We start from the raw sequence: 24,618 nt of genomic DNA, 5'->3' as shown, positions 1-24,618 counted from the left end.
GTGTCCGGAAGGACTGTTCCCGAATCCGGTCGATCAGCCATTGCTCGTCGTCCAAGCGTCCTTGATTCCCGTGGCCGACCACAGCCCGTCGTCCAGCGCGTCGGTACCGAGGGCGTGTCCGATCGGGGCGGTCAGCTTTCCCTTGTCAGCGGCGTCGATGAACGTCGCCACAGCAGTCGTACCCTGCCAGATGTGCGTCTGGGTCTTGAACACGTCCATCGCCGCCTTGACCTCGTTCACATTGCGGATCTCCGGAGCGATGTTGTCGATCTCCCGGGCCAGGTCCCCGAGGCCGCTGTCACCGACTTTGAAGGCGGCACCCTCCCAGGTACTCCCCTGGCCCAGCGATCTCAGGTTACGAGGGCCAAGGTCCTTGACGCCCTTGAAGCCCTCCCACATCTCCCTGCCGATGGCACGGGGGTTGAATGCCTCACCCGCGCGGCCCGCACCGGGAAACCATCCCTTGGGGGCACCGGCCACCGCTTCAGCGCCCTTCTTCCCGCGCAGAGCGCCGCCGCTCAAACGGTTGGCCTGCTTCCACGCCGCCTGCTCTGCCCGTTTGAAGGCAGCACTTCCCCGCTTCGCCACGACGTTCTCCATGGCGCGCCGGAAGGCGGCCGAGCGAGCCATTCCCTTGGCGCCCTGCATTGCACCCTTGGCGCCGGCCATGGCACCGCGACCGATACCCATCGTGGCGATTCCCACGACGTCCAGTGCGACATCGAACCAACTGCCCTCGCCGGCAAGCGCAAGCAGGACATGCCCAAGCAGGGAGACGATCGTGGCCAACAGCGCGATGGACCCCAGGATTCCGGCCAACGCCTGCCCGATGACGGGGATCCATCCCACCATCAAGGAGAGTGTTCCGCAGATCGTCGCGATCCAGCCGGCCCAATTGAGGAACTCTGTGATCCACCCGGCGTTGTCGTGCACCCAGTCCTTGAACTTGTCCCAGGTGCCGTCCTTCAGGCCATCGTGGTCGATGGCGCTGCGAATGGCGTCCCTCGCACGCTTGGCCGCCGCATCGCGGATGTCCTTGGCCGCGTCGAGGTCCTTCTTCGCTTGCTCCATTGCCGAAGTTGCCGCCTGTTGGCGCTTCTCCAGCTTCTTCCGGTCGGGGTCGTCGTCGGCCGTGTCCTTGGGCAGCTTGCCGATCGCACCGTCGCTCGACTCGCGCTCGTCATGCGCGTCCCGAGCGTCACGAAGTGCCTTGTCGGCCATGGTCTGCGCACGATGCAGCTCAGAGGCGTACTCCTTGGAGGGGCCGCCCTCGACGACCTTCTCGCCCAAAGCGTCGGCGGCCGCGTCATAACGCTTGAAAGCCTTTCGGAGCTTTCCCTCGGCTTCCTCGGCCTCTTTGCGGAACTCCTCAGCGGCCTTGCTCTTCCAGGATTCGACGGAGGAGAGCGCTTTGATCTCTTTCGCCTGCTTCTGGATGGCTTCCGCAGTCCGGCGAAGGTCACGGCCGAGTCCGGCGATCTCATCCGGATCCCCGGGAATCGGGTCCGACGCCTCTCCGATCACTTGCCACTCGTCGGCCCGGGGGCGCGTCACTTCTTGGCCCCCTTGCTGCCGGTGTCCTTCTTGTCAGTAGAACGAAGTGCTTCGGCGAGTTGGTGATCGATGTCCTCGTAGGCCTTGGCCGCCGCGGAGAGAATCCCGGAAAGTTTCTTCAGCTCGTCTGTCAAGCGCTCACGATGGATCTTCCAGTTGTCACCGAAATCGTCGAACACGTCAACGAGGCTCTGCTCGCCCAGCGTGCCGACCCCGAGCCCATCGGCGGGGTTCGCGTTCTGGCTGAACTCACCATGAATCTTCGAGAGTGAACGTGCGCTCTCCTTGATTCGAGTGATGTCGGCGGTCTGGTCCGACATTGATCCCTCCGGATGCTTTTCCACGGAAGCGAGAAGGGCGTGACGGCCACTCGGGCCGTCACGCCCGGCACAACCTGTCGGCGCCGCAGGCCCTAGCCCTTGACACCCTTCGCCAGCTGGTCATCCAGGTCCTCATAGGCCTTCGCCGCGTCCTCCAGGAACTTGGCCATGCCCTTGAGGCCCTCAAGGGTGTCCTTCATGCCCTTGGTGAACTCCTTGAAGGAGTCGTCGAAGGCCTGGGAGCCCTTGGACGTGGTGTAGCCGTCCGCGACGAGGCCGTCGATGTAGCTGTCGAGGCCGTGGAGCTTGTCCTCCATCTTCTCCTTCTCGTGGCCCAGTCGCTTGGCAGCGCCCCGCATCTTCTCGTAAGTGATGTCCGCGTCTTTGCCGCCGGCCATGTGGCGTCCTCCATGCTTCAACTCGCCGCAGGGCCAACCCCCGTGGCTCCTGATACGGATGGTGCGATCGTCCGCATCGAGCAAGCAGCTTACTTACGGCGCTTGCAGGAGCACACCCCGGTTCTGTCACGAGCCCGCACCAAGGACCGTTCCCGTCCCGGGCCTTCGTGGTTCCCTCACACGGGCCGTTGCCTGCGGGAAGGGGGGAGCGGCTATGGTCGAGAGCACTGTGGCCCGCGTTCCGGAAGCGGCCCTCGGTGTCTGGGGGAGGACGAGCGTGCGGCTGACTCTGACCGTCGTCGACCCGCTCGGCGGCGCCACCGCCGACGTGGTTCTCGACGCGGATCCCGAGTCCTCGGTGGGGGACATCGCCAAAGAGCTCGCGGAGCACGTCGGTTACGGCGGCGGTGCGCAGATCATCCCCCTCGGACATCACCAGGGGGCCGTGGGCCGCGGCGCGCCGGTCGCGTACGTCGACGGGTATCCCGTCGATCCCGCCGCGACCATCGCCACCTCGCCGCTGCGCGAGGGCGCTGTCGTGAGCCTGCACGACCCCGCGGGATGCCTGCCCGGCGAGCCGACCGGCCTGGTCGAACTGCGGGTGGCCGGCGGCCCGTCGGCCGGTGCCGTGCACCGGCTCGGGATCGGCCGGTACGACATCGGCGCCGGGGCGGCCTCGTCCATCCGGATCGACGATCCCGAACTTCCGCAAAGGGCGCTGACGTTGTCAGTTGCAACGGACGGAACCTGCGGGGTCGTCGTACACGGGGAGAAGAAGGGCGTCACCCTCGACGGGGCGGCCTTCGAGGAGCGCGAGGACGACGACTGGCCGCTCGGCAGCCAGGTCGCGGTCGGCAACACCCTTCTCCAGCTCGACCGTTACACACAGCCCGACGCAGCGCTCAAGTGGTCGGAGGACGGCGCCGCGCTCGACTACAACCGGCCGCCGCGGCTGCATCCGCCGGAGCGCGAGACGAAGTTCCGGCTGCCGAGCCCGGTACGGGACTACGAGGCCCGGCCGCTGCCCTGGCTGATGGCGCTGGCGCCGCTGGTCAGCGCCGTCGTCATGGTGATGGTCTTCGGGCGCTGGTACTACATGATCATGGCGCTGCTGAGCCCGCTGATCATGCTCGGCAACTACCTCATGGACAAGAAGCAGGGCCGCAAGTCCCATGCCAAGCAGGTGAAGGAGTACAACGAGCACAAGGCGCGGATCGAGAAGGACGCCCAGGAGGCCCTGCTCGCCGAGCGCCTCGACCGGCGCCGGGCGATCCCCGATCCGGCGACCGTGCTGTCGCTGGGCACCGGTCCGCGCACCCGGCTGTGGGAGCGGCGGCGCACGGACGCGGACCATCTGCTGCTGCGCGTCGGCACCGGACGGATGCCGTCCGAGGTCGTGCTCGACGACCCCGAGCAGGACGACCACAAGCGCCAGGTCACCTGGAACATCGAGGACGCGCCGGTCGACCTGCCGCTCGCCGAGCGCGGTGTCGTCGGCATCGCGGGGCCCGGTGACTCGGCCCAAGCCCTTGGCCGCTGGGCCGTCGCGCAGACCGCGGTCCTGCACAGCCCGCTGGACGTCCAGTTCTACGTCCTGACGGAGAACAGCGGCCAGGACAGCTGGGACTGGGTGCGCTGGCTCCCGCACAGCAGGCCCGCCGGCGCCCAGGACGCCAACGTCCTCATCGGCACGGACGCCGAGACCGTCGGCGCCCGCATCGGTGAGCTGACCCAGCTCCTCGACGCCCGCCAGAAGGCCGCCAGGCAGAACGGCAACAAGGCCTCGTTCAGCGATCCGGACATCGTCGTCGTCTGGGACGGATCCAGGCGGCTGCGGTCCATGCCCGGTGTGGTGCGGCTGCTGCGCGAGGGCCCGGCCATGGCCATGTACGCGATCTGCCTGGACGCCGAGGAGCGGTTCCTGCCCGGCGAGTGCCAGGCCATCGTCATAGCGGAGCCGAAGCCCGAGGAGCACGCGGGCGCGCAGGCTCCCGTCCGGACCGCGCCGGCCGCACCCGGCGGCTTCCCCTCCTTCCACGCCTGGCACGCCACCGAGACCGACGGCTCCGCCACCGGGACGTCCGAAGCGCCCGAACTGCGGCTGCGGGTGCAGCAGACGGGCGTCGCGCGGGTACGGGACGTACGGCCCGACTTCGTGTCGGCGGCCTGGTGCTCCCGGCTCGCGCGGGCCCTGTCCGCGCTGCGCGACATCAGCGGCGAGACCGAGGACTCGGCCCTCCCCGGTGCCAGCCGGCTGCTCGACGTGCTTCAGCTGGAGCCGCCGACCGGGGACGCGATCAGCGCGCGCTGGCGGATGGGCGGGCAGTCGACGACGGCGGTCATCGGCGAGTCGTACGACGGTCCGTTCGGCATCGACATGCGGCGCGACGGCCCGCACGGTCTGATCGCCGGTACGACGGGTTCCGGAAAGTCGGAGCTGCTCCAGACCATCGTGGCGTCGCTGGCCGTCGCCAACACCCCCGAGAACATGACCTTCGTCCTCGTCGACTACAAGGGCGGCTCGGCGTTCAAGGACTGCGTCAAACTCCCGCACACCGTCGGCATGGTGACCGACCTCGACGCCCATCTCGTCGAGCGCGCCCTGGAGTCGCTCGGCGCGGAGCTCAAGCGGCGCGAGCACATCCTCGCCGCCGCCGACGCCAAGGACATCGAGGACTACCAGGACCTCGTACGCCGTGATCCCTCGCACGCGTCCGTGCCCCGACTCCTCATCGTCATCGACGAGTTCGCCTCCATGGTCCGTGACCTGCCCGACTTCGTGACGGGACTGGTCAACATCGCCCAGCGGGGCCGTTCGCTCGGCATCCACCTGCTGCTGGCCACCCAGCGGCCGAGCGGTGTCGTCTCCCCCGAGATCCGGGCCAACACCAACCTCCGGATAGCGCTGCGCGTGACCGACGGCGGCGAGTCGAGCGATGTCATCGACTCCCCCGAGGCCGGGCAGATCTCCAAGAGCACTCCGGGCCGCGCCTACGTCCGTCTCGGACACGCCTCGCTCGTACCGTTCCAGTCGGGACGCGTCGGTGGCCGCCGGCCCGGTGCCGCCGACCCCGCGGCGCTCGCGCCCTGGGCGGGACCGCTCGGCTGGGCGGACCTCGGGCGGGCCGCGCTGGTCAAGCCGAAGGCCGAACAGCGCGAGGAGGAGGAGATCACCGACCTCAAGGTGCTGGTCGACGCCGTGCGCGAGGCCAACCGGGCCCTCGGTATCCCGCCCCAGCACAGCCCCTGGCTGCCCGCCCTCTCCGAGACGCTGCTGCTCGACGAGATCACCGTGCCCGCGTTCGCGGGCGGTCCCGGCAAGCTGCCGCCCGCCCCGTACGGCGTCGAGGACCTGCCGGCCGACCAGGCCCGCCGCCCGGTCGTGGTGGACTTCGCCTCCTTCGGGCATCTGCTCATCGGCGGCGCGCCCCGCAGCGGACGTTCGCAGATCCTGCGGACGATCGCGGGTTCGCTGGCCCGCACCCACTCGGCGGCCGACGTCCATCTGTACGGCATCGACTGCGGCAACGGCGCGCTCAACGCGCTGACCCGGCTGCCGCACTGCGGCGCGGTCGTCGGCCGCAACCAGACCGAGCGCGTGGTCCGTCTCATCTCCCGCCTGAAGGGTGAACTCACCCGCAGGCAGGACCTGTTGGCAGACAAGGGCTTCGCGGACATCGGCGAGCAGCGGGCCGCGGAGCCGGCAGGCGAGCGGCTCCCGCACATCGTGGTGCTGCTCGACCGGTGGGAGGGCTGGCTGCCGACGCTCGGCGAGTACGACCACGGCGATCTGACCGACCAGCTCACCGCGATGATGCGCGAGGGCGCGAGCGTCGGCGTGCACCTGGTGATGACGGGCGACCGCCAGATCCTCTCCACCCGGATCGGCTCGCTCACCGAGGACAAGTACGCCCTGCGGCTCGCCGACCGCTCGGACTTCTCGCTGATCGGCGTCAACGCGCGCAAGATCCCCGAGGAGATCCCGCCCGGCCGCGGCTACCGCAACGAGCACGGCACCGAAACCCAGTTCGCCCTGCTCACGGAGGACTCCACCGGCCAGGGCCAGGCCGCGGCCCTCACGGCGATCGGCGAGGCGGCCACGGCCCGCGACGCCGGACTGCCGCGCGAACGCCGCCCGTTCAGGGTCGACGTGCTGCCCACCCGGATCGGCTTCGCGGACGCGTGGGAGATGCGCGACGCGGACGCCTCCCGCTCCAGGCTGTGGAGCCTGGTGGGCATCGGCGGCGACGACGTCATGGGCTTCGGCCCGGACCTCTCCCGGGGTGTTCCGACCTTCGTCGTCGCGGGCCCGGCCAAGTCCGGCCGCAGTACGACGCTGATGAACATGGCGCGCTCGTATCTGGCCCAGGGCGTACGCCTGGTCATCGCGGCGCCCCGCCCGTCGCCGCTGCGTGAACTGGACGGCCAGGACGGCGTGTTGAAGGTCTTCGACGAGGACGACATCGAGAGCGACGAGCTGCGCGAGGCCATCGACTCGGCCACGCCCGAGGAGCCGGTCGTGGTCCTGGTCGACGACGGCGAGGTCCTGGAGGACTGCGACGCCGAGACCGTCTTCAAGCGGATCGTGCAGCGCGGCGCCGAACGCGGTCTCGCACTGGTCATCGCCGGTGACGAGGAGGACGTGTGCAGCGGGTTCTCCGGCTGGCAGGTCGAGATGAAGAAGGGCCGTCGCGGCATCCTGCTCTCTCCGCAGGACTCCTCCGCGGGCGAGCTGATCGGCATCCGTACGAACCGCAGCATGGTCGGCGGACCGGTCGCCCCCGGCAAGGGCCTGCTGCACCTCGGGGACGGGGAGCCGATGACGGTGACGACGCCGATGTGAGCGGACGGGCCGGGCAAGGAAGAGGCACGGAAGGAACAGTAGGAAGAGAAGGAAGAGGGGGCGGGTCCGGTGAGCGGATCGGCGAAGCCGAAGCGGCGGAGGGCGGCGGGGGCGGCGCTGCGCTACGAACATGTGCGGCGCGGGCCGTCCGCCTGAGCCCCGCGCCTCCCGCCTCCGCTCTGAGCCCGTTCCTTGCCCGGCGTCCGGTGATCGGGCGGCACCTGCGTCACCTCGTGTGACGCGGATCACGGGAACCCGGGGTGCGTGGATCGTCAGTTAATGAAGGTGAGCACTGACATGCGTACCCGGATACGTGCCGGGGATCCGAGCGCGTTCGCCGAGCTGTACGACAGCTACGCCCGCGCCGTCTACAACCACGCCTTCCGCCTCACCGCCGACTGGTCCGCCGCGGAGGACGTGATGGCCGAGACCTTCATGGAAGCGTGGCGGCTGCGCGACCGGGTCAACGCCGAGGGCGGCAGCCTGCGGCCGTGGCTGCTGGGCGTGGCGATCAACATCGCCCGTGGCCACCATCGCAGCAACCGGCGCTACCGGGCGGCGGCGAACGCCGCCGCGGAGGCCGAGACGACGCTGCCCGACCATGCCGACGAGGTGGCGGGCCGGCTCGACGACCGACTGCGTATCGCCGCCGCCCTGCGCGCGCTCGCCGCCCTGCGCAGACCCGAGCGCGAGGTCCTGACGCTGTGCCTCTGGGAGGGGCTGGAGTACACGGCCGCGGCCGAGGCGCTCGGCATCGCCGTCGGAACGGTGCGCTCACGTCTCTCCCGGGCACGCGCCAAGCTGCGCAAACTCACCGAGGCCGAACTCGGCAGCCGACCCGCCGCCCGGGCGGCGCCGGTCCCGTACACGGACGACCACGCCGAAGAACGCGCGGGAAAACCCGTACGAGGAAATCGGGAACTCGGCCGGCCGGATCGACAGACAAGAGGAGAACACATCCACTCGATCCGGCCCGTATCGGAAGGAAATCGATGAAAGCGACCCAGTCCCGGCAGAGTCCGGCCGAGTGGGAGGAGAGCGCGCCTCTCCTCCCGCAGACTGCGCGCGATCTCCCGGCGGGCCGTCACCAGTTCCACAAGGAGCGTTTGATGGCCCACATCCAGCAGGACACCCAGCGGGACGCGAACACCACCATGGCCGCCCCCGCCCTGCCGAAGCCCCGAGGGCTGCGCCTGCTGCGCCCGGCTTTCGTGCTGCCCGCGATGGCACTGACCGCCGCGGTCGTGGCCGGAACGCTGCTGATCGACAGCGGCGTGCACAACGATGGTCTCGCCACCGGACCCGCGGCGGTCATCCCCGTCGGCGCCACGACCACCAAGGGCCTGCCGCAGCTGATCGACCAGGTCTCACTGGCGGCGGCCGAGGAGACCCACCCCACGGTCAAGCCCGGTCAGTACGTCTACGTCGAGTCCCAGGATTCCGGCACCTTCGTGAAGACGGACGGCGACGACAGCAGCCTCGCCAGCTACGCGCTGCACCGGCGACAGATCTGGCGGTCCGCCGACGGCACCAAGGGCTGGCTGATCGACGCGGCCGTCAACGACAGCGCCGAGGGCGAGACGCTGAGCCTGCCCGACGAGCAGGGCAACACTCCCGAGGCCGGCCTGAACCACCCGTCGTACGACCTCCTGGCCGGGCTGACCACGGACCCCGACGAGCTGCTGAAGCTGATCTACAAGGAGACCGCGACGCAGGGCAACACCCCCGACCAGGAGGCGTTCACCACGATCGGTGACCTGCTCGTCGAGAGCTACCCGCCCGCGAAGCTCTATTCGGCCCTGTTCAAGGCCGCCGCGAAGATCCCGGGCGTGGTCGTGGTGAACGACGCCAAGGACGCGCTCGGCCGCTCGGGCGTCGCGGTGGCGCGGCTGGACGAGACCAGCGGCGAACGCGAGGAGTGGATCTTCGACAAGAAGACCCACGTCTTCCTCGGCGAGCGGACCGTGCAGGTCAAGTCGGTCACGCAGGACGGGGTCGTCATCAAGCCCGGCACCGTCCGCGGCATCAGCGCCATCACCAAGCGCGCGGTCGTCGACGGCATGAAGCAGACGCCCGGGCAGAAGGGCTGAGACCCCGCCGCCGCAGGCTGAGGCCCACCGCCGGCCATCCGTTCCGTGGCCGCCGTCCCAGGACGGCGGCCACGGGGCGGTGCAGCCTCGGTAGTTGTCGTGCCCCGCCACTGGTCCTTCCTCGCGCGGCGCACTGCGAGGGGACCGCCGAGGCGGGGCGTCAGCCGACCTTCGTCATCCGGGCCACCGGGTCCCCCGCCTCGGCGTTGTCCGTGTCGTAGGTGAGGACGCTGCCGGCGGGAGTCAGCCGGACCTCGTGCCGGCCCTTGGTGCAGACGTCCCGATTGGACTCCGACGCCACGCTCGTGGCGACGAGCTGCTTCTTCGTGACCTTCTTGAGGACGAGGACGTCGTCGCAGATGCCGCCGATCTGGTCGGTCTGCCGGAAGGTGCCCAACTCCTCGCCCACGGCCGCCTGGTGGAGGGTGACACGGAACGTGCCCATGGGGAGGGTGCCGCCGAGGGCGAGGCCGTCGCCCTCCCAGGTGCCGAGGTAGGAGGCCGGGATCGCGGACTGCTGCCCGCCGGGGTCGGGCGCGCTCGCCGTGGGCCCCGGTCCGGAGGCGCTCGTCGACGGACGCGTGCCGGAAGGGGGCCGGCTCGCCGTGGCCGTCGGGCTGCTGCCCGAAGCGCTGCTCCGGTCGCCGCCGCCCGGCAGCAGGTCGAAGAGGAACGCCGAGCCCACGGTCACCGCCGCCAGCGCGCCCGCGACCGCCAGCGCGACCGTGCAACTCATCCTGCGCCCCCGCCCGTCGGCCCCGGGCGCGGAGGTCGCCGCCACGCTGACGGAGACCTTGCCCGGCCGGTCGTACGGCTGCTGTCGCGGTGCCCCCTCGCGGTGGACGGCGTCCTGGGGCCCGGCGGCCCGGCTCTCGCGCTGACCGGGTACGTACGTGGGCATCTGAGGCGGTGGCCCGAAGCCCTGCGGCGGCGGCCCGAAACCCCCGCCCGTCCCCGGCACCCCGGCCGCCTCACCGAAGGCGGCATCCCCGGACGTCACCTCGCCGGACGTGCCCGGTCCTGCTCCGGCCCCGCTCCCGGCGCCCCGCCCGTCCTCCACCGACGGACTGCTGAACCCCACCGGCCCGGACGGCACGGCCTCCGCGGCCCCCGTCGCCTCAAGGTTCAGCAGTTGTACGGCACTTCGGCTCACCCGTTCGACCAGGGCGCCCGGCAGCCAGCCCGCCGACACCAGCCGGGCGGCGCCCTGCGGCGCGAGCCGGACGGCCACCTCTCCCGGAGTGGGCCGCGCCGCGGGCGACTTGGCCAGGCAGGCCGCCACCAGCTCGCGCAACTCGCCCTCCAGGGAGCCGAGTCGCGGTTCCTCGTGGACCACCTTGTAGAGGAGGGAGGCGGAGGAGTCGCCGGGGAAGGGAGGTTCGCCGGTGGCCGCGTACGCGAGGACCGCACCGAGCGAGAAGACGTCCGCGGCTCCGGTGACGCCCTTGCCGAGGATCTGCTCGGGGGACATGTAGCCGGGCGAGCCGACCGAGACCCCCGTCGAGGTCAGGGAGGCGGTGCCGTCCGTGGCCCGTGCGATGCCGAAGTCGATGAGGAGCGGGCCGTCGAGGGTGAGCAGCACGTTGGAGGGTTTGACGTCGCGGTGGACGAGGCCCAGCGCGTGGACCGCGGTGAGCGCCTCGGCGAGACCGGCGCCGAGGACGCGCGCGGAGTGGACCGGGAGCGGTCCGCCGTCCGCGACGGCGGCCGTCAGTGAGGGACCGGCCGCGTAGCCGGTGGCGACCCAGGGGACCGGCGCCTCCGGGTCCGCGTCCAGGACGGGGGCCGTCCACGCGCCGCCCACCCGCCGTGCGGCCTCGACCTCGCGGCGGAAGCGGGCGCGGAACTCCTCGTCGAGCGCGAAGTGCGGATGCACGATCTTGACCGCGACCGTACGTCCGCCGGCGCTGCGTCCCAGGTACACACGCCCCATGCCGCCGGACCCCAGCCGGCCGAGCAGCCGGTAGGGCCCCACGACCGTGGGTTCGTCGGCTCCGAGCGGCTGCATGGCACTCACGGTTCCCCCTCCCCCGTACACACTGCCCAGCAGCGTAGTGCCGTGCGCGCCCGGAGCCGCCCGACTATCGGCGCCTCACGGCTGGAGGAGCCGTACGCTCACGTCCTCCGGGAACCCGGTGGTCGAGCCGACCCGGCGCGCGAACTCCCGTACGGCCTCCAGCTGCGGGCCGCCGAAGCGGAAGTCGAGCGTAGTGAAGTACTGCTCCAGGACGGACTGGTCGAACGCCTCCCACCGGGCCGCCTGCTCGGCGACCTTGGAGACCTCGTCGAGGGAGAGGTCGCGGGAGGAGAGGAATGCCTGGTGCACCTTGCGGGTGACGAGCGGTTCGCGCTCCAGGTAGTCGCGCCGGGCCGCCCACACGGCGAAGACGAACGGCAGGCCCGTCCATTCCTTCCACAGCGCGCCGAGGTCGTGCACCTGGAGCCCGAACTTCGGTCCGTCGAGCAGGTTGGCGCGCAGCGCCGCGTCGCCGATGAGGACGGCGGCGTCGGCCTCCTGCATCATCAGGCTCAGATCGGGCGGGCACGTGTAGTACGAGGGCTGGACCCCGACCTTCTCGGCCAGCAGGAGCTGGGCGAGCCGCACGGAGGTGCGCGAGGTCGAGCCGAGGGCGACGCGGGCACCGTCGAGCTGGTCGAGGGGAACCTGCGAGACGATCACGCAGGACATCACGGGGCCGTCGCAGCCGACCGCGATGTCCGGAAAGGCGACAAGGTCGTCGGCGTGCTTGAGGAACTCGACGAGCGTGATGGGCCCGATGTCGAGATCCCCTCGCACCAGCTTCTCGCTGAGCTTCTCGGGGGTGTCCTTGGTGAGCTCGAAGTCGAGGAGCGTGCCCGTTCTCGCGAGCCCCCAGTACAGGGGCAGGCAGTTCAGGAACTGGATGTGGCCGACGCGCGGCCGGGTGCGAGAATTGTCCACATCGTGAGGCTAGACCCCATGCGTCGGCGCGCAGGTCTCAGGGTCGGCGTGTGCTGGTGGAAACCATCCCGACTCCCCGTGTCAACTGTTGTGACACCTCGAAGTCAACGCACGTCAGGCCCCTGACCCCATGTGGACACCCGTCCGGATGACGTGATCTTTCCCTCTATTGCTTTCGGCTGCCTGCGTGCTAGGCTCGCCGCAAGTTGCAGTTTGGTTTCCCTTGCAGTACAGAGCCTGCGGAGCATGTGACCGCGGGCTCTCGTCGTTTTCAGACGTATGCAGTTGTTTACACAATCGCAGGTTCTGGAGCAGGGCAACCCTTTGGGCCCAAGGAGGGCTTATGGCTACCGGAACCGTGAAGTGGTTCAACGCCGAAAAGGGCTTTGGTTTCATTGCCCAGGAAGGCGGCGGCCCGGACGTCTTCGTCCACTACTCCGCGATCAACGCGAACGGTTTCCGTTCGCTCGAAGAGAACCAGTCGGTTTCCTTCGACGTCACGCAGGGTCCGAAGGGCCCGCAGGCGGAGAACGTCACTCCGCTCTAAGCCTTCGGCTCCATGAGCCCAATGCTTTGATCCGGAACGGATAGCAGTACCCAAGGAGCCCCGCGCCAGCCGGTCGCGGGGCTCCTGCCTTTTCCGCCCGGGGACCACGCCGTCCCCGCCCGGGGATTCCGCCGGCCCGCCCGGGGACTACGTCGCGTACAGGGCCTCTATCTCCCTGCTGAAGTCCTTCTCGATCGCCGTGCGCCGCAGCTTCATCGAGGGGGTGAGGTGGCCGGCCTCCTCGGTGAAGTCGACGGGCAGGACGATGAAGCGGCGGATGGATTCGGGGCGCGAGACGAGCCGGTTGGCCTCGTCGACGGCGCGCTGCAGGATGGCCAGCAGCTCCGGGTCGTCCATGACGAGTTCCGGGGGAACCGGGTGCTTGCCGTTCATCCGGCGCCAGTGGGCGATGCCCTCGGGGTCGAGGGTGATGAGGGCGGAGACGAACGGGCGGCGGTCCCCCAGGACGATGCACTGGGCGATCAGCGGATGGGCGCGCAGCCAGTCCTGAAGGGGCGCCGGGGCGACGTTCTTGCCGCCCGCGGTGATCAGGATCTCCTTCTTGCGGCCGGTGATGGCGAGGTAGCCGCCGTCGTCCAGTTCGCCGATGTCGCCGGTCGCGAACCAGCCGTCCGGGGCCGCGTCGACGACACCGCCCGCGTGCGGGTCCCAGTAGCCGCGGAAGACCTGCGCGCCGCACAGCAGCACCTCCCCGTCGGCGGCGATCCGTACCCGGGTGCCCGGCAGGGGCCGGCCCACCGTGCCGAGGCGCGGTTTCTGCGGAGGTGTGACGGTCGCGGCGGCCGTGGTCTCCGTGAGGCCGTACCCCTCGAAGATCTCGATGCCTGCTCCCGCGTAGAAGGCGGCGAGCCGGCGGCCGAGCGGGGACCCGCCGCAGATGGCGTGCCGGACCCTGCCGCCGAGGGCGTTGCGGATACGCCGGTAGACCAGGGGGTCGTAGAGGGCCCGGGCCGCGCGCAGGCCCCGGCCCGGGCCAGGACCGGTGCCGTGCTGTTCGGCCTCGACGGCCTCGCCGTACTTCTGGGCGATCCGGGCCGCCCGGTCGAAGGACGAACCGCGGCCCATCCGTTCCGCCGTGGCGCGGCCGGTGTTGAAGACCTTCTCCAGGACGTACGGGATGGCGAGCAGGAAGGTCGGCTTGAACGAGGCCAGGTCCGCGAGGAGTTCCTCGGTCTGGAGGCTCGGGGCGTGGCCGAGTCTGACCCGCGCGCGCAGACAGGCCACGGCCACCATGCGGCCGAAGACGTGCGAGAGGGGGAGGAAGAGAAGGGTGGAGGCGGGATCCCGGGTGCGGGCCTTGAAGATCGGGTAGAGCAGTTCGACGGCGTTGTCGACCTCGGCGAAGAAGTTGCCGTGGGTCAGGACGCAGCCCTTGGGGCGGCCGGTGGTGCCCGAGGTGTAGATGAGGGTGGCGAGCGTGTCCGGGCCCAGCACCCCGCGCCGTACGGCCACTTCCTGGTCCGGGACATCGCGGCCGAGCTCCGCGAGACGCTCCACATGGCCCTTCTCGAAGATCCACATGTGCCGCAGGTCGGGGATGTGTCCGCGCTCGGGGCCGAGCGCGGCGGCCTGCGCCACGGACTCCACGGCGAGCGCGACGGCTCCCGAGTCCTGGAGGATCCAGCGGGTCTGGAAGACGGAGGAGGTCGGGTACACCGGCACGGTGACCAGGCCCGCGGCCCAGGCGGCGAAGTCGAGGAGCGTCCACTCGTACGTCGTCCGGGCCATGATGGCGATCCGGTCGCCCGGCACCAGCCCCTCCGCGATCAGCCCCTTGGCCACCGCCAGGACCTGCTCGGCGAACTCGGCGGCGGTCACGTCCGTCCAGCCCTCGCCGTCCGGGGTCTTCCGGCTGAGGACCGGCTCCAGCGGGGCGGCGGCCGCGTTGTCGAACGGGATGTCCGCGAGGGAGCCGTGCGTCACCTGGCCCGCGATCGGCGGCACCGAGACCTCGCGCACGACACCGTCCAGCCGCCTGATCTCGGGCTCCGGGAGCGGCGGGGCGGAGTCGGGGGAGTACGGGCTGGACACGGGGCGGCTCCTTGTCGGCCGGAGGCCGGGGCGGGTGCAAGGCGTGTGCGGGCTCGGAGGAGCGCGGGGCGCGAATCCTCGTACGGCCGTGGGGAGTGGGGCTCAGGGGTCTCTGCTACCCGGTGAGACGGGGATCCTACGGCGCCGAAGTGTGGGGTTTGTGACGCTTTGCCGCAGGCCAGGTGCGGGTTACCCGGGGTAGCTGTGCCCTTTTCGGCCCCGCGGCCGACGACGCCGAACGCCCTGGTGACCTCGGCGCCGGAGCACCCGGCGGCGATACGCCGAAGCCTTCGCGGCCCGCCCCCGAACGCCCCGCCTCCAGGAGGCCGCCGCAGTCCACTCGACCCCCGCCCCCTCCCCGACATAGCCTTACCCTCGGTAACTTACTCCAGAGTCACCTCATGCCCGCCCCCACGCCGGACAATCCCGCTCGCCGAACCCCGCGCCGCCCCGCCCGCCGAGAGCCGCACCTTTCCGCCCGCCTGGAGACTCCGATGCGCGTTCAGCCTCCCGTCCGCCCCGAGCCGGGGACCCGCACCCTCGCCGCTCCCCCCTCGCTCGTCCCGCTGCTGGCCCGCGGCGCCCTGCTCTCCCCCTTCAAGCGGCCCCGCCCGGACGCTCCCGTCCCCGCCACCCGGTTCGTCCTCCCCGGCGTGCGGATCGACCTCGCCCACCTCGCCGCGTACGAGCGGGTGTGCGGGTTCCCGACCGGCGCCGACGCCCTTCCGGTCACGTATCCGCATGTGCTCGCCTTTCCGCTGGCCATGCGGATCCTCGCGGGGCGCGCGTTCCCGCTTCCGCTGCTCGGGCTCGTGCACACCTCGATCGAGATCACCGCACGCCAGGAGTGCGCCCCGAGCGCGGAGTACGAACTCGCGGTGCTGGTGGAGAAGCTGGCGCCGCACCGCAGGGGCACGGAGGCGACCGTGCTGACCGAGGCGAGGGTCCACGGCCGGCTCGTATGGGAGTCGAGGAGCACCTACCTCGCCCGGCACACACCCCGAAACCCGGACAAGAACCCCGACCGGAACCACGGGCACGACCGGGACCTGAACCTGGACCTGGACCGGAACCGGGGCCTGGACCTGGACCGGGAGCGGGGCCTGGGTCGGGACCGGGAGCGAGAGCGGGGCGAGGATCGGGACCTAGAGCGGGAGCGGGACCAGGACCGGGACCAGGACTGGGAGCGGGAGCGGGAGCGGGACCGGGACCTAGAGCGGGAGCGGGACGGGGAGCGGGACTGGGACGAGGAGCGGAAGCGGGGCGAGGATCGGGACCTGGACCGGGACCTGGACCGGGGCGGGGACCTGGGCGGGGGCCGGGGCGGGGGCCGGGAGCGGCCCGAGGGGCTGGGGGGCCGACAGGGCTCCGAGCCGCTGCCCGCCCTCGCCGAGTGGCGCCTCGCCCCGGACGTCGGCCGCCGCTACGGCGCCGTCTCCGGCGACCGCAACCCCATCCACCTGCACCCTCTCACCGCCCGCCTCTTCGGCTTCCCCCGTGCCATCGCGCACGGCATGTGGACGGTAGCCCGCTGCCTCGCCGAGTACGGGCCGGGGCAACCGGCTGAGGTGCGGGCCGAGTTCAGGGCGCCGGTACTGCTGCCCGGGGCGGTGACGTACGCCGCGCGAGGGACGTCGTTCGAGCTCCGCTCGGGCGGGCGGCTGCATCTGACCGGCGACGTACGGCCACCGCGCGCGTGAGACGGAATGAACTTCGGGCGAACACCGCATGACGGAAGACACCCGCCGCGCACTCCCGCCGCCGACAACTCCCAGGTGGGACAGCTTTGCCGAGAAAGCTCTCACAGTGTTCACCCAGCGCGCCAAGGCGCCGTCAAGCAGCCCCTCATCCCGTCCTCAGACAGCGTTCCTAGCCTCGGTCCACCCCCGGCCGCCGCCAGGAAAGGCTCCCGAACCATGCCCCCCAGACGTATCGCCGTCATCGCCGACTCCGACACCCGCTGGAAGTGGGGCGCGTCCGTCGCCCGGCAGATCGCCCCCGGGCACGCCCTCGACGCGCTCTTCCTGCGCACCCGGGCCACCCCGACGGAGCGCCAGCTCACGGAGATCGGGATCGTGCCGGACACCCGGCGCGACGTCACGGTCGCCGAACTGGTCGACGACCAGGAGCTCGCCGCCGCCGACGTGCTCGTCCTGGCCACCGCGGGAGGAACGACCCTCGCGCTCACCCACGGCCTGGGCATCGCCTGGCAGGGGCGGGAGCGGCGGCCGGTCACGGTCACGGGATATGTCGGGGTCGTGTACGAGAAGATGGTCGACGGGCTGATGACCCGGGCCGGCACCGACCTCGTCCTCGCCAACAGCGGGTACGACGCCGACCGTTTCCGTGCCGCGTTCGCGAGCGTCGGCGTCGACCCCGGCTCGGTCGTGGAGTGCGCCCTGCCCTTCCTCGGCGGGGAGCCGTACGCGCCGTCCGCGGAACGGCCCTTCACGCTCACCTTCGCCGTCCAGCCGTCGGTGCCCAAGGGCCGGGCGTCCCGGCTCCAGCTGCTGGAGCGGGCGGCGGCCCACGCGCGACGGCATCCCGACCGGCTGGTGCTGATGAAGCTGCGCAGTCTGCCGGGCGAGCACACCACGCACGTCGAGGCCGATCCGTACCAGCTCCTCGTCGAGAAGATGGCCGGGCCGGCCCCGGCCAACCTGCGTCTCGTCTACGGCAACATGGGCGAAGTCCTGGACCGCACCGACCTGTTGGTGACGGTCAGCTCCACGGCCGCCCTGGAGTCGATGCACCGCGGCATCCCGACCGCGATCCTCACCGACTTCGGGGTCCGCGAGGCACACGGCAACCACTACTTCGTGCACTCGGGCTGCCTCGCCTCCTGGGACGACCTGGACGCGGGCGCGGCGCCCCGTGTCGACCCGGCCTGGGCGGCACGGCAGGGCGTCGGCATGAGCGATCCGTACGCCGCCGCCCGTGCCCGCGTCGCCGCGCTGGAAGCGGCGGGGCGGCTGCCGACGCTGCGGCCGTACTACTCGCCGCAGCGGGCGGGGGCGTATCTCGGCGGCATCCTGGAGCGCAACGGCCTCGACGACAAGGGCAGGCCGTCGGCGCTCGCGCCGGCCGGGAGCGAAGCGGGACCGCTGCGGACGGTGATCCGCCGGGCCGCGCGCGGCAGCGCCAAGTCGCTCTACCGCGTGGGCCGGGAGCGGGTCGCCCCCGCGCTGCGCCGCTGGGGCCAGAGCTGACCCCGCCCGGCACGGACGGGTACCGCCCGGCCCGGGGTGTCAGGTCTCCGCGGCGGTCTGGGACGGGATCCCCGTGGCCGGCGGGGACCAGGGCCGGCCCTGCATGAGGGTGCCGAGTCCCGTCCAGGCGAAGTTCATCAGGGTGGCGGCGGCCTGCCGGGCCGAGACGCCGGGGGTGGCGTTGGCCCACGCGGCCATCGACTCGGCGGCGCCGACCAGTGCCTCCGCGAGCCCGGCGACCTCGCGTGCGGGCAGCGACGGGTCACGGTGTGCCTCGCGTGCGGCGACGACGATCAACTGCGTGACGAAGTGGACCAGTTCCTCGCGCATCGCGAAGACCTCGGCGGCGAAGGGCTCGCCGTGCGTACGTGCCTGGAGGTGCAGGACCGCCCAGCCGTCCGGGTTCTCGGCGGTGTGGGTGAAGAACGCCCGCAGCCCTTCCCAGAGTTGCCGGTCGGCGGGCAGTTCGGGACGGACTCCGGCGCGGACCGCCACCGTCAGCGCCTTGGCCTCACGCCGGATGCACGCGGTGAACAGGTCTTCCTTCGAGTTCAGGTACAGGTACACCAACGGCTTGGACACGCCCGCCAGTTCGGCGATCTCGTCCATCGACGCGGCGCGGTACCCACGCTGCCCGAAGGTCCGTACAGCCGCGTCCAGCATCTGCTGTTCGCGTACCGCACGCGGCATCCGCTTGCTCTTCACAGCACCCATGCGCCCAGCCTACGAGGGACCGCCGGGCAGCCGGACGCACAGAGGTTTCAGGACGCCTGGTTCGGGGTGCCCTGGGCGGTCTCGTCCAGGAGGGCGTCCTCCTGGCTGCGGTTGCGGTCCAGGTTCGCCCGGGCGCGGTCCACGCGCGCGACGACCTCGGCCGAGGCGCGGTCGCGCGCGCCGCGCAGGACGACGAAGCTGATCGGCGCGGAGATCACCAGGGCCAGCAGGACGACCCACATGTAGTTGGAGTCGCCGAGGCCGCGCGGGGCGATGCCCGAGTAGACGAGGCCCCAGACGACCACGAGGCAGCCCACGAAGATACCGAGGCGCATCAGTGTGTAGCGGAGCATCTCAATCCACTCTTCCGTTCCGAACGTTCCCAAAGGACCCTGTCCAGTGAAGCACGCCGGAACAGCGATCTTGCAGGGGGTCCTCGGTCACGGAGCGGGAGGGTGGCCAGGCGCGGCGCGGGAGGGGAAGCAGCATCGTGATGTCGTCCCGTTCGTCGCCGGGCGCGACGCGGATCGCGGCCGGCACCCGCCCGACCTCCTTGTAACCGCAGGAGGAGTAGAAGCGTTCGAGGCCCTCGCCGCCCCGGCAGGTCAGCCGTATCGCCTCGATGCCGTCGAGGCGGCCCGCGGCCTCCTCGGCGGCGGCGAGCAGGTCCCGGCCGTAGCCCTTGCCCTGGTGCCGCGGGTGCACCATCACGGTGTACAGCCAGACCCAGTGCCGCATCAGCCGGTGGGTGTTGTGCGTGAGGAAGGCGGTCGCGGCGACGCCGCCCTCCTCGTCCCGGCCGACCAGCAGCCGGGTGCGGCCCTCCGCCATGGCGACGAAGTGCTTCACGAGTTCGGGGCGTACGTCGCCGGCGGCCACCGGCGGGACGAAGCCGACGGAGCCGCCCGCGTTCGAGACGTCCACCCACAGGGCGACCACCCCGTCCCGCAGGGCAGGGGTGACCGCCGGGTCCAGTTCGAAGACCAGCGCCACGTCAGACCCGCATGGCCTGCGGCGACTCGCGGCGCTCCGCGTCCGGTCCCTCGTACTCGCGGATGATCTCGTAGCGCGTGTTGCGCTCCACCGGGCGGAAGCCCGCGTCCCGGATGAGGTCCAGCAGGTCCTCGCGGGTGAGCTTGTTCGGCGTGCCGTAGTTGTCCGCGTCGTGCGTGATCTTGTACTCGACGACCGAGCCGTCCATGTCGTCGGCGCCGTGCTGGAGCGCGAGCTGGGCGGTCTGGACTCCGTGCATGACCCAGAAGACCTTGACGTGCGGGACGTTGTCGAAGAGCAGCCGGGAGACGGCGAAGGTCTTCAGCGCCTCGGCGCCGGTCGCCATCTGGGTGCGCGCCTGGAGGCGGTTCCTGACCTTGCCGTCCTTCATGTCCACGAAGTCGTGCTGGTAGCGCAGCGGGATGAAGACCTGGAAGCCGCCGGTCTCGTCCTGGAGCTCACGCAGCCTGAGCACGTGGTCGACCCGGTGACGGGGCTCCTCGATGTGCCCGTAGAGCATCGTGCACGGGGTCTTGAGACCCTTCTCGTGCGCGAGGCGGTGGATGCGCGACCAGTCCTCCCAGTGGGTGCGGTGGTCGACGATGTGCTGGCGGACCTCCCAGTCGAAGATCTCCGCGCCGCCGCCGGTCAGCGACTCCAGACCGGCCTCGATCAGCTCGTCGAGGATCTCCGAGGCCGACAGCCCGGAGATGGTCTCGAAGTGGTGGATCTCGGTGGCCGTGAACGCCTTCAGCGAGACGTCCGGCAGGGCCTTCTTCAGTTCGCTGAGCGAGCGCGGGTAGTAGCGCCAGGGCAGGCTCGGGTGCAGGCCGTTGACGATGTGCAGCTCGGTGAGGTTCTCGCCCTCCATCGACTTGGCGAGGCGGACGGCCTCCTCGATGCGCATCGTGTACGCGTCCTTCTCGCCCGGCTTGCGCTGGAACGAGCAGTACGCGCAGGACGCGGTGCACACGTTCGTCATGTTGAGGTGACGGTTGACGTTGAAGTGGACGACGTCGCCGTTCTTCCGCGTGCGCACCTCGTGCGCGAGCCCTCCGAGCCAGGCCAGGTCGTCCGACTCGTACAGCGCGATGCCGTCCTCGCGGCTGAGCCGCTCACCGGCCCGGACCTTGTCCTCCAGCTCGCGCTTGAGCCCGACATCCATGCGATTACCTCTCCCTGTGACGAAACGCTGCCAACCGTACTCCCCCGCCTTTCCGGCGAAGGGCCCCCACCAGGGGGTTCGCGCCTACTCCTCCTCGGGCAGCTCTCCGACCCGGTTCTCCCACTTCGTGGAGAGCACGATCGTCGTACGGGTGCGGGAGACGCCCTTGGTCCCGGACAGCCGCCGGATGGTCTTCTCCAGTCCGTCGACGTCGCTGGAGCGCACCTTGAGCATGAACGAGTCGTCGCCCGCGATGAACCAGCAGTCCTCGATCTCGCTGAGGTCGCGCAGCCGCCGGGCCACGTCCTCGTGGTCGGCGGCGTCGGAGAGCGAGATGCCGATCAGGGCGGTGACGCCGAGACCGAGCGAGGCCGAGTCGACCGTCGCGCGGTATCCGGTGATGACGCCGGCCGCCTCCAGCCGGTTGATGCGGTCGGTGACACTGGGTCCCGACAGTCCGACGAGACGCCCCAGCTCCGCGTAGGAGGCCCGGCCGTTCTCCCTCAGGGCCTGGATGAGCTGCCTGTCCACCGCGTCCATGCGATCGAAGCCTTCCGCTGAAAAGGTCTGAGAAGTCGTGAGAGTTCGGTCGTGAGAGTTCGAGAGGTCTTGAGAGGTCTTGAAAGTCCTGCGAGGTCAGGTGGTGGCGTCCCGGGAACCGCTCCCGAGTTCGCCCTTCCACCGGCGGTAGAGGCCGTGTTCGACGCCCGCCGCGTCGAGGGCCCGTCCGGCGACGAAGTCCACCAGGTCCTGGATGTGCGTGGCTCCCGCGTAGAACGCCGGCGAGGCGGGCAGCACGGTGGCGCCCGCGTCGTCCAGGGAGACCAGGTGACGCAGTGTCTGCCCGTTCAGCGGGGTCTCCCGCACGGCGACGACCAGCTTGCGCCCCTCCTTGAGGGTGACACTCGCGGCCCGTTGCAGCAGGTCCTTGGAGAGACCGAGGGCGACTCCGGCCACGCAGGCGGTGGACGCGGGCACGATCAGCATGCCCTTGGCCGGGTACGAGCCGGACGAGGGGCCCGCCGCCAGGTCGCCGGCGCTCCAGTGCCGTACGCCGTCGAGATGTTCCTCGGGGACGTCGAAGGTGCCGGGCTTGCCGTCGGCGCCCCGTTCCAGCCACGCGCGAAGGTCGCCCCGCCAGTGGGCGTCGCGGAACGGGAGGCCGGTCTCGTCGAGCAGCGTGAGCCGTGAGGCCCTGCTGACGACCAGGTCGACGCTCTCCCCCGCTTCCAGCAGCGAACGCAGCACCGCGGCCGCGTACGGCGTACCGGACGCGCCGGAGACCCCCACGATCCAAGGCCGGCGCTGCGTCTGTCCTGGCTTCATGATGTCGAGCCTATCCGGCCACCGCCCATGGTCAGACCGTCAGCCCGCGCACCAGCAGGTCGAGCAGGGCGCACACGAACAGGGCGATCCCGATGAAGCCGTTGACCTGGAAGAACGCCCTGTTCAGACGGCTGAGGTCGTGCGGCTTCACGATGGAGTGCTCGTAGAGGAAGGCACCCGCGACGATCACCAGGCCCAGCCAGAAGAAGGCGCCGGCGCCGGTGGCCACCCCGTACCAGACGAACAGCGCCGTCGTCACCGCGTGGCAGCCGCGCGCGCCGCGGATGGCGGCCGGGATGCCGAAGCGCGCCGGGACCGACATCACGCCGATCTCCCGGTCGGTCTCGACGTCCTGGCAGGCGTAGATCAGGTCGAAGCCGCCGATCCAGACGCCGACCGCGAGGCCGAGGACGACCGCGTCCCAGGACCAGGTGCCGGTGACGGCGATCCAGGCGCCGACCGGGCCCATCGCCTGGGCGAGACCCAGGATGGCCTGCGGGAAGTTCGTGAACCGCTTGCCGTACGGGTAGACGACCATGGGGATGACCGCGATGGGCGCGAGCGCGAGACACAGCGGGTTGAGCAGGGCCGCGGCGCCGAGGAAGACGACCAGGGCGACCAGCGCGCCCGTCCAGGCGTGCTTCACGCTCATCGCGCCGGTGACCAGTTCACGATGGGCCGTACGGGGGTTGCGGGCGTCGATCTCGCGGTCGATGATCCGGTTCGCCGCCATGGCGAAGGTGCGCAGGCCCACCATCGCGACGGTGACCAGGAGCAGCTTCGCCCAGTGGATGTTCTGGTCGACCTCGAACATCGCCGTCAGCGCGGCGATGTACGCGAAGGGCAGCGCGAACACCGAGTGCTCGATCATGACGAGGCGCAGGAACGCCTTGGTGCGGCCCGGCTGCGGAAGCGCCGCGGAAGCTGAACTCACAGCCCGTACTCCTTCCAACGGCGGTCGACCTTCGCCGCCATCTGCGGGTCGGACAGCACCATCTCGGGCCAGCCGCCGTCCCGGGTGTAGCCCTCCTCGGGCCACTTCTTCGTCGCGTCGATGCCCGCCTTGCCGCCCCAGAACTGCTGGTAGGAGGCGTGGTCGAGGTGGTCGACCGGGCCTTCGACGACGGTGAGGTCACGTGCGTAGTCCGTGTTGCCGAGCGCGCGCCAGGCCACCTCGTGCAGATCGTGGACGTCGCAGTCCGCGTCGACGACCACGATGAGCTTCGTCAGGGACATCATGTGGGCGCCCCAGACGGCGTGCATCACCTTCTGGGCGTGCTTGGGGTACTTCTTGTCGATCGAGACGATCGCGCAGTTGTGGAAACCGCCCGCCTCCGGCAGGTGGTAGTCCACGATGTCCGGCACGATGATCTTCAGCAGGGGGAGGAAGAACCGCTCCGTCGCCCGGCCGAGGGGCCCGTCCTCCGTCGGGGGCCGCCCGACCACGATGGACTGGAGCAGCGGCCGCCTGCGCATCGTCACGCAGTCGATGGTCAGCGCCGGGAACGGCTCCTGCGGGGTGTAGAACCCGGTGTGGTCGCCGAACGGCCCCTCGGGCAGCGTCTCGCCCGGCTCCAGCCAGCCCTCCAGGACGACCTCGGCGTTCGCGGGCACCTGGAGCGGAACGGTCTTGCAGTCGACCATCTCGATCCGCTTGCCCTGGATGAACCCGGCGAAGAGGTACTCGTCGATGTCACCGGGCAGCGGGGCGGTGGAGGCGTACGTCACGGCGGGCGGGCAGCCGAAGGCGATCGCCACGGGCAGCCGTTCGCCCCGGCGGGCCGCGACCTGGTAGTGGTTCCGGCTGTCCTTGTGGATCTGCCAGTGCATGCCGATGGTGCGCTTGTCGTGCCGCTGGAGCCGGTACAGACCGAGGTTGCGGATGCCGGACTCGGGGTCCTTGGTGTGGGTGAGGCCCAGGTTGAAGAAGGAGCCGCCGTCGTCGGGCCAGGTGAACAGGGCGGGCAGGGCGTCGAGGTCGACGTCCTCGCCGCGCAGCACCACTTCCTGCACCGGCGCGTCCTTGACCTTCTTCGGCGGAACGTGCGCCATCGCGCCGAGCTTCCCGAAGGCCTCGCGCACTCCCACGAAGCCGTGCGGCAGCTCCGGCCGGAGCAGTCCGCCGATCTTCTCGGAGATCTCGGCGTACGACTTCAGGCCAAGGGCCTTCAGCAGTCGCCGGTCGGTGCCGAAGACGTTCATCGCGAGCGGCATCGCCGACCCGCGCACGTTCTCGAAGAGCAGCGCGGGGCCGCCCGCCTTCTGCACCCGGTCGACGATCTCCCCGACCTCCAGGTACGGATCCACCTCGGCCTTGATGCGCTTGAGGTCTCCCTCGCGCTCCAGCGCCCTCAGCAGGGAGCGAAGATCGTCGTAAGCCATGTGTCCAAGTATCGGCCACCCGCTACCCTGTGCCCGTCACCGGGGGGCCCGTGCCGCCCCGCCGCCGCTCACTGGGGGATCGTT

General features: G+C 70.7%; 19 protein-coding genes and 1 pseudogene. 6 read left to right on the top strand and 14 right to left on the bottom strand.

The features are described 5' to 3' along the window. Positions 1 to 33: 33 nt before the first annotated feature. The 3 genes from OG485_RS24945 to OG485_RS24935 form a co-directional block, all read right to left on the bottom strand. Complete coding sequence (locus OG485_RS24945) at positions 34 to 1,554, bottom strand: putative T7SS-secreted protein (RefSeq protein ID WP_328670780.1); 1,521 nt, start codon at positions 1,552 to 1,554, stop codon at positions 34 to 36. Continuing rightward, entirely contained in the window at positions 1,551 to 1,874 is a 324-nt protein-coding gene (locus OG485_RS24940; RefSeq protein WP_328670779.1) for a hypothetical protein, read from the bottom strand. Before OG485_RS24940 ends, OG485_RS24945 begins: the two co-directional genes overlap by 4 nt. Positions 1,875 to 1,966: 92 nt before the next feature. Beyond that, on the bottom strand, positions 1,967 to 2,272 hold the full coding sequence (locus OG485_RS24935; RefSeq protein ID WP_081218742.1) for a WXG100 family type VII secretion target: 306 nt from the start codon (positions 2,270 to 2,272) through the stop codon (positions 1,967 to 1,969). A 277-nt stretch (positions 2,273 to 2,549) separates the two neighbouring features. Between OG485_RS24935 and OG485_RS24930 the strand changes: the two genes are divergently transcribed. From OG485_RS24930 to OG485_RS24920, 3 genes are all read left to right on the top strand, one after another. Beyond that, entirely contained in the window at positions 2,550 to 7,115 is a 4,566-nt protein-coding gene (locus OG485_RS24930; RefSeq protein WP_328674617.1) for an FtsK/SpoIIIE domain-containing protein, read from the top strand. 297 nt (positions 7,116 to 7,412) lie between these two features. Further along, positions 7,413 to 8,111 carry an RNA polymerase sigma factor gene (locus tag OG485_RS24925; RefSeq protein ID WP_328670778.1) on the top strand — a complete coding sequence of 233 codons (699 nt, stop codon included), beginning with the start codon at positions 7,413 to 7,415 and terminating at the stop codon, positions 8,109 to 8,111. Then, a complete protein-coding gene (locus OG485_RS24920) occupies positions 8,108 to 9,205 on the top strand; it encodes a CU044_5270 family protein (protein WP_328670777.1) in 1,098 nt (365 codons plus the stop codon). The genes OG485_RS24925 and OG485_RS24920 overlap by 4 nt, the downstream gene beginning before the upstream one ends. A 160-nt stretch (positions 9,206 to 9,365) precedes the next feature. On the opposite strand, the gene OG485_RS24915 is transcribed toward OG485_RS24920, so the two are convergent. After that, complete coding sequence (locus OG485_RS24915; protein ID WP_328674616.1) at positions 9,366 to 11,213, bottom strand: serine/threonine-protein kinase; 1,848 nt, start codon at positions 11,211 to 11,213, stop codon at positions 9,366 to 9,368. Between the two features lie 84 nt (positions 11,214 to 11,297). Then, on the bottom strand, positions 11,298 to 12,146 hold the full coding sequence (locus OG485_RS24910) for a menaquinone biosynthetic enzyme MqnA/MqnD family protein (RefSeq protein ID WP_328449533.1): 849 nt from the start codon (positions 12,144 to 12,146) through the stop codon (positions 11,298 to 11,300). Positions 12,147 to 12,489: 343 nt separating this feature from the next. On the opposite strand from OG485_RS24910, the gene OG485_RS24905 reads away from it, so the two are divergent. Then, on the top strand, positions 12,490 to 12,693 hold the full coding sequence (locus OG485_RS24905; protein WP_037627265.1) for a cold-shock protein: 204 nt from the start codon (positions 12,490 to 12,492) through the stop codon (positions 12,691 to 12,693). Between the two features lie 147 nt (positions 12,694 to 12,840). Here the strand turns inward: OG485_RS24905 and OG485_RS24900 are convergent, their stop codons facing one another. Then, positions 12,841 to 14,745, bottom strand: coding sequence for an AMP-dependent synthetase/ligase (locus tag OG485_RS24900; protein ID WP_328670776.1), 1,905 nt, complete (start codon positions 14,743 to 14,745; stop codon positions 12,841 to 12,843). A 494-nt stretch (positions 14,746 to 15,239) separates the two neighbouring features. Between OG485_RS24900 and OG485_RS24895 the strand changes: the two genes are divergently transcribed. Then, positions 15,240 to 16,445 (top strand): MaoC/PaaZ C-terminal domain-containing protein, encoded by a 1,206-nt coding sequence (locus tag OG485_RS24895; RefSeq protein WP_328670775.1) that lies wholly within the window; start codon positions 15,240 to 15,242, stop codon positions 16,443 to 16,445. A gap of 216 nt (positions 16,446 to 16,661) precedes the next feature. Next, the gene (locus tag OG485_RS24890) at positions 16,662 to 17,954 is read left to right on the top strand and encodes a DUF6716 putative glycosyltransferase (RefSeq protein ID WP_328670774.1); all 1,293 of its coding nucleotides are present in this window, start codon (positions 16,662 to 16,664) and stop codon (positions 17,952 to 17,954) included. 39 nt (positions 17,955 to 17,993) lie between these two features. Here the strand turns inward: OG485_RS24890 and OG485_RS24885 are convergent, their stop codons facing one another. The 8 genes and pseudogenes from OG485_RS24885 to OG485_RS24850 all read right to left on the bottom strand — a co-directional run bounded on the left by OG485_RS24885 (position 17,994) and on the right by OG485_RS24850 (position 24,534). Further along, positions 17,994 to 18,668: a TetR/AcrR family transcriptional regulator gene (locus tag OG485_RS24885; RefSeq protein ID WP_328670773.1), complete on the bottom strand. Its 675-nt coding sequence runs from the start codon at positions 18,666 to 18,668 to the stop codon at positions 17,994 to 17,996. A gap of 47 nt (positions 18,669 to 18,715) precedes the next feature. Then, the gene (locus tag OG485_RS24880) at positions 18,716 to 19,021 is read right to left on the bottom strand and encodes a DUF4229 domain-containing protein (RefSeq protein WP_328670772.1); all 306 of its coding nucleotides are present in this window, start codon (positions 19,019 to 19,021) and stop codon (positions 18,716 to 18,718) included. A 121-nt stretch (positions 19,022 to 19,142) separates the two neighbouring features. Beyond that, positions 19,143 to 19,661: pseudogene (locus OG485_RS24875) on the bottom strand (GNAT family N-acetyltransferase); the annotation flags it as partial. A gap of 1 nt (position 19,662) precedes the next feature. Continuing rightward, a complete protein-coding gene (mqnE, locus tag OG485_RS24870; protein WP_326786220.1) occupies positions 19,663 to 20,826 on the bottom strand; it encodes an aminofutalosine synthase MqnE in 1,164 nt (387 codons plus the stop codon). Between the two features lie 84 nt (positions 20,827 to 20,910). Continuing rightward, positions 20,911 to 21,366, bottom strand: coding sequence for an Lrp/AsnC family transcriptional regulator (locus OG485_RS24865; RefSeq protein ID WP_266761447.1), 456 nt, complete (start codon positions 21,364 to 21,366; stop codon positions 20,911 to 20,913). Between the two features lie 96 nt (positions 21,367 to 21,462). Next, positions 21,463 to 22,152, bottom strand: coding sequence for a UbiX family flavin prenyltransferase (locus tag OG485_RS24860; RefSeq protein ID WP_328670771.1), 690 nt, complete (start codon positions 22,150 to 22,152; stop codon positions 21,463 to 21,465). Between the two features lie 31 nt (positions 22,153 to 22,183). Continuing rightward, entirely contained in the window at positions 22,184 to 23,086 is a 903-nt protein-coding gene (gene mqnP / locus OG485_RS24855) for a menaquinone biosynthesis prenyltransferase MqnP (protein WP_328670770.1), read from the bottom strand. After that, positions 23,083 to 24,534 (bottom strand): menaquinone biosynthesis decarboxylase, encoded by a 1,452-nt coding sequence (locus OG485_RS24850; protein ID WP_328670769.1) that lies wholly within the window; start codon positions 24,532 to 24,534, stop codon positions 23,083 to 23,085. Before OG485_RS24850 ends, mqnP begins: the two co-directional genes overlap by 4 nt. Positions 24,535 to 24,618: the final 84 nt, after the last annotated feature.

It is taken from the genome of Streptomyces sp. NBC_00328 (assembly GCF_036139655.1).
Classification (GTDB): Bacteria; Actinomycetota; Actinomycetes; order Streptomycetales; family Streptomycetaceae; genus Streptomyces.
This window is presented reverse-complemented; position numbering and strand designations above follow the sequence as displayed.

Excerpts from the sequence above, each read along its gene's own strand:
- OG485_RS24940 (WP_328670779.1), bottom strand. The coding sequence starts at position 1,874 with ATGTCGGACCAGACCGCCGACATCACTCGAATCAAGGAGAGCGCACGT.
- OG485_RS24935 (WP_081218742.1), bottom strand. The coding sequence starts at position 2,272 with ATGGCCGGCGGCAAAGACGCGGACATCACTTACGAGAAGATGCGGGGC.
- OG485_RS24925 (WP_328670778.1), top strand. The coding sequence starts at position 7,413 with ATGCGTACCCGGATACGTGCCGGGGATCCGAGCGCGTTCGCCGAGCTG.
- OG485_RS24920 (WP_328670777.1), top strand. The coding sequence starts at position 8,108 with ATGAAAGCGACCCAGTCCCGGCAGAGTCCGGCCGAGTGGGAGGAGAGC.
- OG485_RS24915 (WP_328674616.1), bottom strand. The coding sequence starts at position 11,213 with ATGCAGCCGCTCGGAGCCGACGAACCCACGGTCGTGGGGCCCTACCGG.
- OG485_RS24905 (WP_037627265.1), top strand. The coding sequence starts at position 12,490 with ATGGCTACCGGAACCGTGAAGTGGTTCAACGCCGAAAAGGGCTTTGGT.
- OG485_RS24895 (WP_328670775.1), top strand. The coding sequence starts at position 15,240 with ATGCGCGTTCAGCCTCCCGTCCGCCCCGAGCCGGGGACCCGCACCCTC.
- OG485_RS24890 (WP_328670774.1), top strand. The coding sequence starts at position 16,662 with ATGCCCCCCAGACGTATCGCCGTCATCGCCGACTCCGACACCCGCTGG.
- OG485_RS24885 (WP_328670773.1), bottom strand. The coding sequence starts at position 18,668 with ATGGGTGCTGTGAAGAGCAAGCGGATGCCGCGTGCGGTACGCGAACAG.
- OG485_RS24880 (WP_328670772.1), bottom strand. The coding sequence starts at position 19,021 with ATGCTCCGCTACACACTGATGCGCCTCGGTATCTTCGTGGGCTGCCTC.
- mqnE (WP_326786220.1), bottom strand. The coding sequence starts at position 20,826 with ATGGATGTCGGGCTCAAGCGCGAGCTGGAGGACAAGGTCCGGGCCGGT.
- OG485_RS24865 (WP_266761447.1), bottom strand. The coding sequence starts at position 21,366 with ATGGACGCGGTGGACAGGCAGCTCATCCAGGCCCTGAGGGAGAACGGC.
- OG485_RS24860 (WP_328670771.1), bottom strand. The coding sequence starts at position 22,152 with ATGAAGCCAGGACAGACGCAGCGCCGGCCTTGGATCGTGGGGGTCTCC.
- OG485_RS24850 (WP_328670769.1), bottom strand. The coding sequence starts at position 24,534 with ATGGCTTACGACGATCTTCGCTCCCTGCTGAGGGCGCTGGAGCGCGAG.